The following is a 16412-nucleotide window of genomic DNA, read 5'->3' on the forward strand; positions in this document are numbered from 1 at the left end:
AAAAATAATACATCAAAATTTCATTAATGCAATCCACGATTTCCCATATCGAATCCTCTTTAGAAACTGTAAAAATCAACCACGAAGTTTTTTTTAAAATTTCCGATGCAGAATCGTTGCGTCCGTTTTTTATGACCATCGTAAGCGACTCCAATCATTGGATGTTCGTTTCCAGCAATGGCGGACTTTCCGCGGGGAGAAAAAACTCAGAATTTGCCCTTTTTCCGTACTACACCGATGATAAAATCACCGAATCGGCAGAAATTACCGGAAGCAAAACGATGATTCAGATTCATAAAAAAGAGGAAATTATTGTTTGGGAACCTTTTTCCGTTCGCAATGAAGCGCAATTTCACACTTCTAGAAATGTCTATAAAAACGAATTTGGAAACAAGATTATTTTTGAAGAAATCAACCACGATTTAGCACTCGCTTTTTCTTATGAATGGAATAACAGCAGCGAATTTGGGTTCATTAAAAAATCAAAAATCAAAAATTTAGCGGCTGGAAATCAATATATAACCGTTTTAGACGGACTGCAAAATATTTTACCGTACGGAATCGGAAGCGATTTGCAAAACCGTGTCAGCAATTTGGGCGATGCCTACAAACGCACCGAACTCGATCAAAAATCAGGACTCGGAATCTTCGCATTAAGTGCCATTATTGTGGATAAAGCAGAACCAAGTGAAGCCTTGAAAGCAAACACCGTTTTTTCCATCGGGATTGAAAATCCAACGTATTTGCTGTCTTCACTTCAGTTGAAAAATTTCAGAAAAGGCGAAAAAATTATACAAGAAAACGATATTAAAGGCGAAAAAGGAGCCTATTTTATTCAGCAGGAATTAGCATTAAACACAAATGATGAGAAAGAATGGTGGTTTATCGCCAATGTTAATCAATCTCAATCCAATGTAATCGGTTGGATTGAACGCATTAAAAACGAAAAGAATCTTGCCGAAAAAATCCAGAACGATATAGATTTAGGCACTAAAAATCTCAAAAAACTAGTCGCTTCTGCCGATGGATTGCAGTTTACGAACGACGATCTGCGAGACAGCCGACATTTTTCCAACACGTTGTTTAACATTATGCGTGGCGGAATTTTTGATGACAATTACACCATCGAAAAGTGGGATTTTTCCAAATATTTAGAAAAAGCGAATCAAAATATATTCAATCATTCAAAAGAAATTTTAAATAATCTTCCAGAAAAATTTAGTCTTTTTGAATTAAATGAATCGTTAAAAAATACAGAAGATGCTGATTTCATAAGATTGGCTAAAGAATATTTACCGCTCAAATTTTCCCGCCGTCACGGCGATCCTTCCCGTCCCTGGAACAAATTTTCCATCAATACCAGAAGTGAAACCGACGGTTCTAAAATCCTCGATTATGAAGGAAACTGGAGAGATATTTTCCAGAATTGGGAAGCTTTGGCGCATTCGTATCCGTATTTTATCGAAGGAATGATTTTTAAATTCCTGAATGCAACGACTTTTGACGGTTACAATCCGTACCGGGTAACCAAAGACGGTTTCGATTGGGAAACCATAGAAGCCGACGATCCTTGGAGCTACATTGGTTACTGGGGCGATCATCAGATTATTTATCTGTTGAAGTTTTTAGAATTTGCCGAAAATTATTTCCCAAATTCTTTAGAAACACTTTTAGACAAAGAATATTTCGTGTACGCCAATGTTCCGTATAAAATAAAATCCTACACCGAAATCCTGAAAAATCCGAAAGATACCATTGATTTTGATTTCGATTTGGATTCAACAATTCACGAAAGAAGAAAAGAAATCGGAGCAGACGGTGCTTTGCTTACCGATGAAAACGGAGAAGTGTTGAAGGTAAATTTCACTGAAAAAATATTGGCAACCGTTTTGGCTAAATTATCCAACTTTATTTTGGAAGGCGGCATCTGGATGAACACGCAACGTCCGGAATGGAACGATGCCAATAACGCTTTGGTTGGAAACGGTGTTTCGATGGTGACGCTGTATTATCTGCGAAGAATGATGAAATTCTTCCAGGCTGTTTTTGAAAATTCGGCGTTGGAAAACGTACAAATCTCCAGCGAACTGGTCGATTTTTACAAAAAAATACGAGAAGGTTTTCAGGAAAATCTTCATTTGTTGGAAGGAAATATCAGCAATGAAGACCGCAAAAAAATTCTGGATTTATTCGGAGAAGCCGCTTCGGAATACCGAAATCACGTCTATCAGAAAGGGTTTTGGGGTAAAAAACGAACCGTTTCTTTGGAAGGTTTAAGAAGATTTACCCATCTTTCACTCCAGTTTTTGGAACATTCCATCAAAGCCAACGAAAGAAAAGACGGTTTGTATCATGCCTATAATTTGATGACTTCCAATGAAAAATCCGTTTCGGTTTCTTATCTCAGCGAAATGTTGGAAGGACAGGTTGCGGTATTGAGTTCCCAATTTCTGACTTCCGAAGAAGGCTTAAAAGTTTTGGACGCATTGAAAAATTCAGCGTTGTTCCGGGAGGATCAATACAGCTATTTATTGTATCCTAACAAGCAATTGAAAGGTTTTTTAGAAAGAAACAGCATTCCGGAAAATTTGGTTCAGCAATCAGCATTGCTTCAACAATTGGTTTCCGAAAAAAATACGCAGATCATCGAAAAAGATGTGCTAGGAAATTATCATTTCAATGGAAATTTCAAAAACGCAGGTGATTTAGAAGTAGCTTTGGACGCTTTAAAGGTTGAAAATCAGGAAAAAGCCTTGATTTTAGGAATTTTTGAAGAAGTTTTTAATCATAAAGAATTTACAGGAAGAAGCGGAACGTTCTACGGTTACGAAGGTTTAGGCTCCATTTATTGGCATATGGTTTCCAAATTATTGTTAGCCGTAATGGAAGTTTGCCAAAAAGCCATCAATGAAAATGCTTCACCAGAAACGGTGGGAAGATTATTGGAACATTTCTACGAAATCAACGAAGGAATCGGCGTTCACAAATCTCCAGAATTGTATGGCGCATTTCCAACCGATGCCTATTCGCACACGCCATTTGGAAAAGGCGCACAGCAACCGGGAATGACGGGACAGGTAAAAGAAGATTTACTAAGCCGTTTCGGAGAATTGGGAATCGTAGTAAAAGACGGACAATTGCAGTTTAAACCCGATTTATTAAGAAAAGAAGAGTTCTTAACCGAAGAAAAAACCATCGAATATATTGATGTGAAATCCAATGCTTCATCACTGAAATTACCCGAAAATTCATTGTTTTTCACCAAATGTAAAGTTCCTGTGATCTACGAAATTTCAGAAAACGGAGGCTTGGAAATTTTTGACGAAAACAATGAGGTAAAAACGATGAACGAGCTCATCATCAGCAAAGAAGACTCCGCAAACATCTTCAAAAGAAACGCAAAAATCTCTTTGATTAAAGTAAAAATTGGAAAAGAACAGTTGAAATAATGAAAAAAAAATAATTGTTGTCCGATAAAAATTGAAAAGCAATTAACAGGTCGCTCCTACGGAGCTTTTTACCGAAGAATACAAATTTCCTATTAACAGTAAGTCCCGATGGAACTTAATACAGCTCCTTTAGGAGCGTACTGTTAATCTATCTCATAAACATTTAAATGGTTGAGGTGAAAATTCTTTTTATCGGGCAACAATGAAAAAATTTCAATGATTAATGAAATTATTCCGTGTAATACCAATTCTTATTTTGACCTATTTAATGTCGTGTAACAGTATGCAAAACACAATCAAACATAAAAGTGCATCCGAAATTTTGGGAAATCCTAACTATTTGGCAATGTCTTACGGCGGTTACCGAACCAATTCCAGAAGAGTGCAACCTACCGTTTCGCAGTTGAAAGAAGATATGAAAATTCTTTCGGCGATGGGTGTGAAAATCATCAGAACGTATAATGTACATCTTCCGGAAGCCGTAAATGTGCTGAAAGCGATTAAAGAATTGCGTCAGGAAAATCCCGAATTTGAAATGTACGTGATGCTCGGAGCGTGGATCGACTGTAAAAATGCGTGGACAGGTTTTGAACCCAATCACAACGAAGAAAGCGAAAGAAACGCCTCTGAAATTGCACACGCTGTAGAATTGGCGAACGAATATCCGGAAATCATTAAAGTGATTGCCGTAGGAAACGAAGCGATGGTAAAATGGGCAACCGCCTACTACGTGCAGCCTTCCGTGATTTTGAAATGGGTGAATCATTTACAGGAATTAAAGAAAAAAGGAGAATTGCCGAAAGATTTATGGATTACCAGTTCCGACAATTTTGCAAGTTGGGGCGGTGGAGACAAAGAATATCACACCAAAGAACTCAATGAGTTGATCAAAGCGGTGGATTATATTTCGATGCACACCTATCCGATGCACGACACCCATTACAACCCGTTTTTTTGGGGGATTTCAGAAGATGAATTTCAGTTTTCCAAAGAAAAACAATTGGATTTGGCGATGAATCGTTCCATGAATTACGCAAAATCGCAGTACAATTCGGTGAAAAAGTATATGCAGAGTTTAGGCGTAGATAAACCAATTCATATTGGCGAAACCGGTTGGGCAACATTCTCCAATGAGCTGTACGGAAGCAATGATTCTAAAGCAGTTGACGAATACAAAGCCGGAATTTTCTATCACAAAATGCGGGATTGGACAAACGAAGCGGGAATTTCCTGTTTTTATTTTGAAGCCTTCGACGAACCTTGGAAAGATGCCGCAAATTCAGGTGGTTCGGAAAATCATTTCGGATTGTTTACCGTAGATGGAAATGCAAAATATGCGGTTTGGAATTTGGTGGATGAAGGCGCTTTTAAAAAACTAAAACGGGACGGAAACACCATTCAGAAAACCTTTAACGGAAATCTGAAACGATTGTTAGATTCTGTGGAAATGCCTCCACACCGCGAATTTGAAAAACAATTGTTGAAAACGAAATGATGATTTTTCAGATGATTCAAAAAGGTAATGCTCTCGCAGATTTAGCTAATTGGGCAAATTTATTTAAACTTTTTTAATCTGCGAAATCTACACAATCAGCGAGATAAAAAAACATTTGGAAAAAAATCCAAAAATATGAAAACAAAAATCCTACATATCGCCCTAATAACCAGTTTGATGATGAGTTGTCAATCTCAAAAATCGTGGAAGACAGACATCTACGAAACCTCTGCAAGTGGAAATCAATTAACCAAAATTGATGCGGTAAAACCTGTTGAAAATTCAATTAAAATTAAACTCAATCCTGAACAGAAATTCCAAAAAATTACGGGATTTGGTGGTGCTTTTACCGAAAGTTCTGCGTATTTGTTCAACAAATTAAGCAAGGCAAACCGGGAAAAAGTATTGCAATTGTATTTTGGGGAAGATGGAGCCAATTATTCTTTAACCAGAACCACGATTGCTTCCTGCGATTTTTCTCTGAAACATTACACCTACGCTCCGGTTGCAGACGATAAAGAACTGAAACATTTTTCGGTGAAGGAAGATATGGATGATTTGGTTCCGATGATTAAAGAAGCGCAGAAAATTTCAAAAAACGGGTTTAAAATACTGGCTTCACCGTGGACTTCACCGCCTTGGATGAAAGATAACAATGCGTGGATCAACGGAAAATTATTGCCGCAATACAGCGAAACCTTTGCACTCTATTTTTCAAAATATTTAACCGAATATAAAAAACTGGGCATTCCGATCTGGGGAATTACTGTAATCAACGAACCTCACGGAAACGGCGGAAACTGGGAAAGTATGTTGTTTACCCCAAAAGAAATGACCGATTTCGTGGAAAATTTCTTAGGTCCGAAATTAGAAAAAGACGGCTACGGAAACGTGAAAATTTTCGGCTACGACCAAAACCGTTCTGAACTTAAAAACTGGGTAGACGAAATGTACCGCTCCGAAAAATCTTCCAAATATTTTGCAGGAACAGCCATTCATTGGTACGACAGCACCTATAAAATTTTTGAAGACGAGCTGCAATATGCACATCAGAAAAATCCTTCAAAACATTTGATTCAAACTGAAGCTTGTATAGACGGCGATATTCCGAAATGGAAAGATGATTCGTGGTATTGGAGCGCAGAAGCAACAGATTGGGGATTTGACTGGGCGAAAGAAGAAGAAAAATATCTGCATCCGAAATACGTTCCGGTTTTCCGTTACGCGGGAGACATCATCGGTTGCTTGAACAATCAGGTTGATGGCTGGATCGATTGGAATATGGTTTTGGATAAAAACGGCGGTCCGAACTGGTTTAAAAACTGGTGTGGCGCTCCGATTTTGGTAGATCCCGAAAAAGACGAAGTGTATGTAACGCCTTTATACTACACGATGGCGCATTTCAGCAAATTTATTCGTCCCGAAGCGGTAAGAATTGGTTTTGAAAATCCTGATAAAGAATTGCAAGTAACAGCCGCTAAAAATCCCGACGGTTCAGTGGCGGTGGTAGTTTTCAACCCATCGGAACAGGCAAAAAATATCGAAATTTCCTTAGAAAATCAAAAAATTCCGGCTCGCATCAGTGCAAAAGCACTGCAAACGGTTCATTTAACTTTTTAATTAAAAAAACACACAAGAAAAATGGCAGATCAAATCAAAAAATCAGCGAATAAAGTTCCAATCGGTCAAAAGGTCGCTTTTGGGTTGGGAATGTTGGCGAACCAGATGTTTCCTGCAATGATCGGGATTTTCACCGTTGTATTGGTAGAGAAACTCGGCTTTAGCGGATTTTTGTTGGGCTTAACCTACTTTATTCCCAAGTTTTATGACGCTTTGTTTGATTTGATTATGGGATATGTAAGCGATAATACCAAATCGAAATGGGGAAGAAGAAGACAGTATGTTTTAGCAGGAGCTATTATTTTAGGGATTTCGTTTGCTTTGATGTGGCAGTTGTACGCTGAAAATGGCGTTACGTACAATTTTTGGTACTTTTTGGTGGTTTCACTTATTTTTTATTCCGGACTCACCATCTTCAGTATTCCTTATGTAGCGATGGGTTACGAAATGAGCGACGATTTCCATGAGCGCACCAATATTATGGCAACTTCTCAGCTCATTGGTCAGTTAGCTTGGGTGGTTGCCCCTTGGTTTTGGGTAATCATGGCAGATCAGTCCTTATTTCCATCCAGTGATGTTGCGGTGAGAACTCTGGCGGTTTATGTTGCTATTGGTTGTGCCATTTTAGCGGCAATTCCGGCATTTTTTATTCCAAGCAAATCGACACTCCACGAAAACTACAGCCCGATTGATTTGAAAGGAATTTTAGGAAGTTTTGGCGAAATAAAAGAAGGATTGAAAGCTTCGGTAGAAATTAAACCGTTCAGAAAAATATGTATTGCCACTTTTTTAATATTTAATGCATTTCAGACTACAGCCGGATTTTCCTACTTCATCATCAAATATTATTTGTTCAAAGGAAATGAAGAGGGATTTGGATTATGGCCCACTTTATTCGGAAGTGTAGGCGCAATTATTACAACCGTTGCAGTCATTCCTATTGTGGCAAGAATGTCGAAAGTAATGGGGAAGAAGAAAGCATTTTTGGTTTCTCAGGGCATTTCAATCGTGGGTTATATTTTACTGTATTTACTTTTCGTTCCGGGCAAGCCGTATCTGTTTCTGTTTGCGTTGCCGTTTTTCTCGTTCGGAATCGGGAGTTTGTTTACCTTAATGATGTCGATGACTTCGGATGTAATCGATATTGATGAACTCAACACAGGAAAAAGAAGAGAAGGAAGTTTAGGCGCCATTTATTGGTGGATGGTAAAATTCGGAACCGCTGTTGCGGGATTATTAAGTGGGATGATTCTTTCTCTGGTCGCTTTTCAATCCAATGCCGCTACACAAACCGATGAAACGATGTTTTGGTTAAGAATTTTCTTTGTTGGAATTCCGATTCTTGGAACTTTGACTGCCATTTGGACCATGAAAAATTATGATGTAGATGAAGCCAAAGCCAGAGAAGTAAGAGATTTGTTAGAAAAAAGAAAAGCCCCAAAACCGTCTGGTTACGGCGCAAACAATGTTTTAGAAGGAATGAATTTGGCCGGACTTTCCAGACTACAATTGCAACAGCAATTTCCACAATATTATTTCCCAACGTATGATTATTCTAATGTTGAACGAGTAAAGTCAGAATTTTTAAACGTTTTTAATGGCGGAATGAGTTGCATTTGTTTCAGCGTTTTTACCGAAAAACAATTTCCGGGAGACTTCATTACCGAAGAACAGATCAGAAAACGCCTCGAAGTATTAAAACCTCATACGCAATGGATCAGAGTATTTTCTTCCACCCACGGACACGAAAATATCCCGAAAATCGCCAAAGAAATGGGCTTCAAAGTATTAATGGGAGCGTGGATTGGCAAAGATGAGGCAGAAAATCAGCAGGAAATTCAGTCTTTAATTCAATTGATCAAAGAAGGAAATGTAGATATCGCCGCTGTTGGAAACGAAGTGCTTTTCCGTGGCGACCAAAACGAAGAAACTTTACTCGGTTACATCGGGCAAGTTAAAAATCAAACGCTGAATGTTCCTATAACCTACATTGATGTGTATTATGAAATCATCAATCACCCGAAATTGGTGGTTGCAAGCGATACAATTTTAATTAATTGTTATCCGTTCTGGGAAGGCGCTTCCATTGACCACGCCGGAATGTATTTGCAGGAAATGTATCATCAAACCCAAAAAATCGCGGGCGGAAAAGAAATTATCATCGCAGAAACTGGTTGGCCAAGTAAAGGTGAGGCGGTACAAAATGCAGAACCATCTCCGGAAAATCTGATGAGATACTATATCGAAGCTCAGAAATGGGCATCAAAAGAACAAATTAACTTGTTTTATTTCTCTTCTTTCGATGAGTCATGGAAAATCCATTACGAAGGTTGGGCAGGAACTTCGTGGGGATTGTGGGGTGCCAATGAAAAATTCAAATTTAAAAAAAAGATACAAGACTAAAAGACAGGAAATGCTAGACTAAATCATCATTTATCATTTATCACAACTATAATCTAAGAACATGTCATACAGAGCAGAGCAGTATTTATCCTTACCCAAGCAAAATCAGGATAATTACATCAAAGGAAAAACTGAAACCGAAAAAAAAGATTTGTTCAGAGAAATTCTGTACAACGGCGTTCACGGCTTTTGTTTCAGTTTATATGAAGACGGACAAAAACCCGGCGACATCATTTCCGAAGAGCAGGTTCGCCGAAGAATGGAAATCCTGAAACCGCACACTTCGTGGGTTCGCTCGTTTTCCTGCACCGAAGGCAACGAACACATCCCGAAAATCGCCAAAGAATTCGGGATGAAAACCTTGGTTGGAGCGTGGCTCGGAAACGATCCCGAAATCAACGAAAGAGAAGTAGAAGGATTGATAAAACTTGCCAAAGAAGGTTTTGTAGACATTGCAGCAGTCGGAAATGAGGTAATGTACCGCAAAGATTTAACAGAAGATGAGCTTTTAGAATTCATCAACCGAGTAAAAAAAGAAATCCCTGAAATTCCAGTTGGTTACGTAGATGCTTATTATGAATTCACCATAAAACCAAGAATTACCGAGGCTTGCGACGTTATTTTGGCGAACTGTTATCCGTTTTGGGAAAGTTGTCCCGCCGAAAATTCGCTCAATTATATGAAGCAAATGTACTATCAGGCAAAACAGGCGGCCAACGGAAAACCCGTTATCATTTCCGAAACAGGTTGGCCAAGTAAAGGCGAAGAACTAAAAGGCGCTTTTCCATCAGAAAAAAATGCGCTCGATTATTTCATCAACACCCAATTGTGGTGTATGGACGAGGAAATCGACTGTTTTTATTTTTCCTCTTTCGATGAAAGTTGGAAAGTCGGTCCCGAAGGCGAAGTCGGCGCACATTGGGGAATTTGGGACAAACACGAGAAGTTGAAGTATTGAGGAGTTTTGGTTGATGGTTGTCGGTTAATGGAAGTTTTATTTGGGCAGCTTAATCCACCTGAAGTTTATCCTGAGCCAGTCGAAGGGTTCCCGCTTTTTTCTTTTCCGTTGCCTGAGCGAAGTCGAAGGCAACGGAAAAGAAAAGGAGCTCCAATCAAGTCGGGCTGCGAGAAATTTGAGATTAAAAAATATAGACGTGTTAATCTATAATTTAAAATCTATAATCTAAAATTTAAAAAAATATTATGCTTAAAAAATTACACCATATCGTTCTATTCCTTTTCAGCACACTTTATTTGGCGCAGGTCGATGTCGTGTACAATGATTTGGTCTGGTCCGACGAATTTTCCACCAACGGCGCAGTTGACAATACCAAATGGTTTCATCAAACTCAATTGCCTACAACAGGTGGGTGGTACAATAATGAGCAACAACATTACACCAATCTCATCACCAATTCTTTCGCCAACAACGGCGAACTGAATATTGTCGCCAAAAAAGAAGTGTTTACCGACCAAGGATTTACCAAAAATTATACTTCGGCAAGATTAAATTCAAAATTTGCTTTTAAATATGGCAGAGTAGATGTACGAGCAAAAGTTCCGAAAAATCAGGGAACATGGCCTGCAATCTGGCTTTTAGGAAGAAATGTAAACGAACCGGGTGGCTATTTCGCTTCCACTTACGGAAATACCAATTGGCCGGCTTGCGGAGAAATCGATATGATGGAATACGGAATTTTCCCTTCTGCTCCTGAAAATTTTATTCAGAGTACGTTGCATACACCGTCTTCGTCAGGAAATTCTGTCAACCATGGCGGAATGTTGGCTTCATCGGATATTACCGCCAATTATCATATTTATTCGATGAACTGGTCGCCCAATCAAATTACGTTTTTGCTGGATGGAGTAGCGTATTATACCTATAATCCTTCAGTAAAAAATGCATCAACCTGGCCTTTTGATAAAGAACAGTATCTGCTGCTTAATATTGCAATGGGCGGTGTTGCAGGAACTATTCCTTCCACATTTACCGATGCTTCGATGATTATTGATTATGTAAGAGTCTATCAAAACACCACTCCAGACACGGTTGCACCCACTCAATTTACGGCAACTGTTGGAGCAGTAACCAGCGATTCCGTAGAATTATTACTAAATGCAACCGATAATTTTGGAGCGATTACCTATCAGATTTCGGGTGGTGCGACGCAAACGGTTTACGGTACATCAGGAATACCGAAATCTGTCATAATTTCAGGTTTGAGTCCAACAACCAGCTATACATTTACAGTTTCAGCGAGCGATGCGGCAGGAAATACTGCGGTCAATAATCCTATCACGCTGAATGCAACCACGCTTTCCAATATCAATACTGCTTGCAACGGAACCTCTATTTTAGCTTCGCAGGGCGCGTTTTCTACCGGATACAAATACGACTTTCAAACCATTGGAACCGATGTGAAAATTACGTTTGAACTTTTAGATGCTGATAAGACTGGTGTTGTAGCGTATTTATGGAAACAAACCCCTTTTACAGAAACTCCAATGACCAATGTTTCCGGAAAGAAATTTTCGAGTACCATTACAGGACAAACCGCGGGTTCTACAATTAATTATGCGGTGAAGTTTGCCTACGCAGGAGGAATGTCGGTGACCAAATATTATTCTTACGTAGTTGGTGATGCGTGTATTTCTCTGGGAGTTACAGATTTTTTTAAAGCCAAAGAACTGCTTTATCCCAATCCTGTTGAAAATAGCCTGAATCTGAAATTACCTGAAAACAAAAATACGGTTACACTTTATGATTTTTCAGGGAAGAAACTTTTTGAAAAAAATGTGGGAGCGACTTTGGAGTTAGATTTTAGTTCCTTTACGGCAGGTACTTATTTAATCAGAATTGAAAATTCCAAAGGAGCCAATACGTATAAAATCGTAAAAAAATAAGACAAAAAACGATTCGCGATTTTTAAGAATATCATTTCTGAAAATTAAAGATCAACAATAATACTAATTTTTAAAACTTTATAAAGATGAAAAATTTATCTCTTTTTTTAATGCTTTTGGCATTTAGTTTTGGCTTTTCTCAGCCAACAACTAATGCACCGACACCTACAAAAGCCGCCGCGGATGTGATTTCTATATTCAGTGATGCGTATACGAATGTAGCTACTAATTACAGCCCTTATTGGGGACAAAATCCCCCGGTAACTGTAAACCCTAACTTTATAGCCGTTTCTGGTTCCGGAAATAATATATTGGCTTATACCAATTTCAATTATCAGGGAACTGAACTCACTACTCAGAATGCAGCTTCTATGGAATATCTTCATATTGATGTATGGACAAACACCGCAGGAGCTGTTCTTAAAGTTTCGCCCATCAACAATGGAACGGGCGCCAGTGAATTTTTGGTGAATGTTCCTCTTACGAATGCAGGATGGAGCAGTGTGGATTTGCCAAAATCTGCATTTACGGGAATGACCTGGAATTCTGTTTTTCAGCTGAAATTTGACGGACAGTCAGGAACAAATCCATCTAATATTTATTTAGATAACATCTATTTCTGGAAAAATCCCGTAAATCCTGCGGCAGATGCTACTTTAAGCGATTTAAAAGTAAACGGAACCACTGTTTCAGGGTTCAGTTCTGCGATTCTTTCCTATACATTGGAATATCCGCAGGGTACAACGGCGGTTCCGCAAATTACTGCTGCTACAACCACCAATGCAAGCGCAACAAAAGTCATTACCCAGTCATCGGTAATTCCGGGTACGGCAACTGTTCTGGTAACCTCACAAAACGGATTGGTAACCAAAACATACACGGTAAATTATGTGGTTTCAGGACCTAATGTTGCTGCGCCAATTCCTCCTGCGAGAGCTGCGACAGACGTTATTTCCATGTTCAGTAATGCTTATGCCAATATTCCTATTGATGCATGGTCTGCGGTTTGGGACGATTCCAGTATTTCTGATATTCAGGTAGCGGGAAATGATACTAAAAAAATTATTTTCACCAATTTCTTGGGAGTGGATTTCAGCGGAGCCGGACATCATATCAATGCAACTAATTTCACCCATTTCCATATGGATATCTGGATCGATAATAGTGTGGATATGGTAGGAAAAGTATTCAATCTCAAACTTTCACAATGGGGAGGAACTTCGGGAGAGGTTTCTGCACTGGAACTTCCGCTCAATACAGGAAGTACACCGGCTTTGGTAAAAGGGCAATGGCTTTCTATCGATGTTCCGTTGAGCAGCTGGACGAATAATGCTGCAAGAAATGATATCGCCCAGTTTGTGATTACTTCCAATATCGGAACGGTTTATTTTGATAATCTCTATTTTCATAAAGCTACAGTATTGGGAACCAATGAAACTACCGTTTCCAAAAGCTTGAGAGTTTATCCTAATCCTGCGAATGTTGGTGAAACAATTACGGCAGAAAGTAAAGTAAAAACGATCGAAGTGTACACTTTGTCGGGACAAAAAGTAAAGAGTGAGAGCTCAAACACCATATCCACACAAGGATTTGCCAAAGGAATGTATATTTTGAAAACCACGACAGATAAAGGGGAAGTTCAGTCTTCTAAAGTTATTGTGAAATAATTAAAACCATCAATAAATAATTAGACGTCCGTTGGCAAAACGGACGTTTTTTTCTTAAATTTTATCTATATTTGAGTAAAATGCTGAAACACTTTTTTGTTTACTTTTTATTGTTCCTGAGTTTTTTTTCTAATGCACAGAGCATTTTGGAAAAAGGGATGCCCTTTGTGCAAAATTATCTGCCCGAGAGCTACGGAAATCATGGTAAAATCTGGGATATTAAATCTGCAAAAAACGGCATGATCTATATGGCTTCCGAAGACGGACTTCTGGAGTTTGACGGTAAAACATGGGGACATTTTAAGAGTTACCGTGGCTATACAAGATCTTTATACGCTGCCAATGATTCTACCATTTATGCAGGAGCAGATATGGATTTCGGAGTCTGGAAGAAAAATAAATTCAGAAAATTCAGCTTTACTTCACTGTATCCTTTCAGAAAGAAAATAGGTGGGGTGAATGAGGAGTTTTGGGGAACGTATCAGATTAAAAATCAGATGGTTTTTGTATCTCATCAAAACATTTATATTTCATCATATAAAAAGCTTACCAAAATTTCTGCACAGTCCAGATTTTCCAATAGTTTCTTCGTCAACGGAAGATTGTTTCTTGCCGATGAAAAAAAAGGACTTTTTGAGTACGACGGAGTACAGCTGAAACTCCTGTTTTCTTATCCAGATAACAGTTCTTTGGATGTAAGCGGTGTTTTTTTTAACGGAAATTCTCTACGCATCATTACTAAAGATAGAGGAATTTTTGAATGGAATAACGGCAGACTTACCCCGCTTCAGCTTGAAGTTTCTTCAATGCTGATCAGAAGTAAGGTTTTCAGTTTTATTAATTTGGGAACGCAGTATTACGCTTTCGGAACCATACTGGACGGAATATACATTACGGATCTGAACGGAAAAATCATTCAGCACATTAACAAAAGCAAAGGATTACCCAACAATACTGTTTTGTGCATGAATTACCAGAAAAGCGGTAAACTGTGGCTGGGTCTGGATTATGGAATCTCTTCTGTGGATATTAAAAATGACATTACCTATTTTTACAGTAAGGATGATGATTTTGGAACAGGATATACGGCAGCGTTCAAAGATCATATTTTCTTTTTAGGTTCTAATCAGGGGCTGTATTTTGCAGACTGGAATGAAATGGGAAATCCGGGATCCGGTAATTTTTTACGAATGGTAGAGGGATCCGAAGGACAGGTCTGGTCGCTGAGAAATATCGACGGAAATCTGTATTGCGGTCATGATAAAGGACTTTTTATTCTGGAGAAAAACAGTTTAAAAAAAATCAACAACGAATATGGCGTTTCTGCAATTACCCCTTTCAGGAAAGATTATATTTTAACAGGAAACTATTCGGGAATTTTCGTTTACAAAAAAGAAAACAATACACTCAAATTCATTAAAAAAATGAATTTAATTGTAGGAGCGGTAAGCCAGATTGAAGTGGAAAATGATCATACGATATGGATTAACATCCCTAATTACGGTATTCTGCGGACAACCGTCGATACCAATTTTAATGCGGTTAACCGTCAGATCTTTCCCGACAGTAATTTTAAAGGAAACTTGCCGCATCTTTACAAAATCAAGGAGAAAATAAAAATATTCACTTCATCAGAACAGTATGATTTCAATCATCAGAACAATAAATTTTTTCCTGCTTCCGAAAAAGTACAGCTTCCGGTTATTAACGGTAAACTTCCCGGATTTTATATTCCCCAAAAATTATCTGCGGAATATAACTTTTTCCCTATATACAACGGTTTTGCGCTTGAAAAACTGAATTTTCAGGATAAGAACAGGTTCAGTTCCCGGCTTATTTTCACAAAGGCGCAGATGTTTAACAATATGGGAAATTTTGATCTGGAAGAGAACCAAAAGCTTCCTTACCGGTTCAATAATCTCCGTTTTATATTTTCGCTTCCCAACGAAGAAGGAGTGGAGTATCAATATTTTCTGGATGGATTTTCAAAAGACTGGTCTGTTTGGAATTCTGAAAATAAAATAGAATTTCTTGGTCTCAAAGAAGGAACATACAGTTTTTTGGTAAAAGCTAAAATCGGAAACCAGATATCTGACGTAAAAACATTTACTTTTAGAATCAATCCGCCTTGGTACAGAAGTCTGTATAGTTATGCAGCTTATCTTCTTATGATAGCGGGCTTTTTTTACTTCCTTAAAAAATATCAGGAAAATAAACTGAAAAAACAAAAACTGGAACTTCTGAAAAAAGAGCAGAATGCACTTCGCGAACAGGCAGAAAAGCACAGACAGGAAATGTTTTTTGAAAAACAGCGACAGCTTGAAAATGAGAAAAATAACCTCAAAGAAGAGATCAAAAACAAAACCATAGAACTTGCCACCAAAGCCAAAGAAGATGAAGATAAAAACCGCCTTCTTTCTACCATTAATGAAAAAATACTTGAAATAGAGAACAACCCGAATATTTCTAAAATAAGACTCGGAGAAATCCGCAGAACCCTGAAAACCTATCTGGAAACAGACGATCATACATTCGAAATCCAGATGGATGAACTTCATCAGGAGTTTTTCAAGGCAATGAAGAAGAAATTTCCCAATCTTTCCATATACGATCTGCGTTTATGCGCGTACCTTAAAATTGGGCTTAATTCTAAAGAAATGGCAGATATTTTTCAGGTATTGCCTTCCAGTATCAATGTAAGCCGATCCAGACTGAGAAAAAAACTCGGGCTGAAACCGGAAGATGATCTGTTTGATTTTCTGAATAATTTTGAATAGTTTTTCTAAGAAAAATCCATTTATCTACGTCCCGTAATTTTATTTACAATCCTTTTTTTCCTCTGATTACAATTCGGAGGCTATACTTCTTGTAATC

General features: G+C 38.3%; 8 protein-coding genes. All 8 read left to right on the plus strand.

Translation table 11 applies throughout. The features are described 5' to 3' along the window. Window positions 1-26: 26 nt before the first annotated feature. Window positions 27-3449, plus strand: a complete 3423-nt coding sequence (locus tag PFY09_RS17025; protein WP_271160477.1) for a hypothetical protein — start codon at window positions 27-29, stop codon at window positions 3447-3449. A 283-nt stretch (window positions 3450-3732) separates the two neighbouring features. Continuing rightward, window positions 3733-4944: a glycosyl hydrolase family 17 protein gene (locus PFY09_RS17030; protein WP_271160478.1), complete on the plus strand. Its 1212-nt coding sequence runs from the start codon at window positions 3733-3735 to the stop codon at window positions 4942-4944. Window positions 4945-5079: 135 nt separating this feature from the next. Beyond that, complete coding sequence (locus tag PFY09_RS17035) at window positions 5080-6564, plus strand: glycoside hydrolase family 30 protein (RefSeq protein WP_271160479.1); 1485 nt, start codon at window positions 5080-5082, stop codon at window positions 6562-6564. Window positions 6565-6585: 21 nt separating this feature from the next. Continuing rightward, on the plus strand, window positions 6586-8967 hold the full coding sequence (locus PFY09_RS17040) for an MFS transporter (protein WP_271160480.1): 2382 nt from the start codon (window positions 6586-6588) through the stop codon (window positions 8965-8967). A 61-nt stretch (window positions 8968-9028) separates the two neighbouring features. After that, entirely contained in the window at window positions 9029-9925 is an 897-nt protein-coding gene (locus PFY09_RS17045) for a glycoside hydrolase family 17 protein (RefSeq protein ID WP_271160481.1), read from the plus strand. 245 nt (window positions 9926-10170) lie between these two features. After that, window positions 10171-11871, plus strand: a complete 1701-nt coding sequence (locus PFY09_RS17050) for a family 16 glycosylhydrolase (protein ID WP_271160482.1) — start codon at window positions 10171-10173, stop codon at window positions 11869-11871. Window positions 11872-11957: 86 nt separating this feature from the next. Then, a complete protein-coding gene (locus PFY09_RS17055) occupies window positions 11958-13538 on the plus strand; it encodes a T9SS type A sorting domain-containing protein (RefSeq protein WP_271160483.1) in 1581 nt (526 codons plus the stop codon). Window positions 13539-13705: 167 nt separating this feature from the next. Continuing rightward, window positions 13706-16315, plus strand: coding sequence for a helix-turn-helix and ligand-binding sensor domain-containing protein (locus tag PFY09_RS17060; RefSeq protein WP_271160484.1), 2610 nt, complete (start codon window positions 13706-13708; stop codon window positions 16313-16315). Window positions 16316-16412: the final 97 nt, after the last annotated feature.

The sequence above is a fragment of the Chryseobacterium gambrini genome (assembly GCF_027920505.1).
In the GTDB taxonomy this organism is placed as follows: domain Bacteria; phylum Bacteroidota; class Bacteroidia; order Flavobacteriales; family Weeksellaceae; genus Chryseobacterium; species Chryseobacterium gambrini.

Bases quoted from the DNA above. Each gene is read 5' to 3' on its own strand.
- PFY09_RS17025 (WP_271160477.1), top strand. From the start codon at position 27: ATGCAATCCACGATTTCCCATATCGAATCCTCTTTAGAAACTGTAAAA.
- PFY09_RS17030 (WP_271160478.1), top strand. From the start codon at position 3,733: ATGCAAAACACAATCAAACATAAAAGTGCATCCGAAATTTTGGGAAAT.
- PFY09_RS17035 (WP_271160479.1), top strand. From the start codon at position 5,080: ATGAAAACAAAAATCCTACATATCGCCCTAATAACCAGTTTGATGATG.
- PFY09_RS17040 (WP_271160480.1), top strand. From the start codon at position 6,586: ATGGCAGATCAAATCAAAAAATCAGCGAATAAAGTTCCAATCGGTCAA.
- PFY09_RS17045 (WP_271160481.1), top strand. From the start codon at position 9,029: ATGTCATACAGAGCAGAGCAGTATTTATCCTTACCCAAGCAAAATCAG.
- PFY09_RS17050 (WP_271160482.1), top strand. From the start codon at position 10,171: ATGCTTAAAAAATTACACCATATCGTTCTATTCCTTTTCAGCACACTT.
- PFY09_RS17055 (WP_271160483.1), top strand. From the start codon at position 11,958: ATGAAAAATTTATCTCTTTTTTTAATGCTTTTGGCATTTAGTTTTGGC.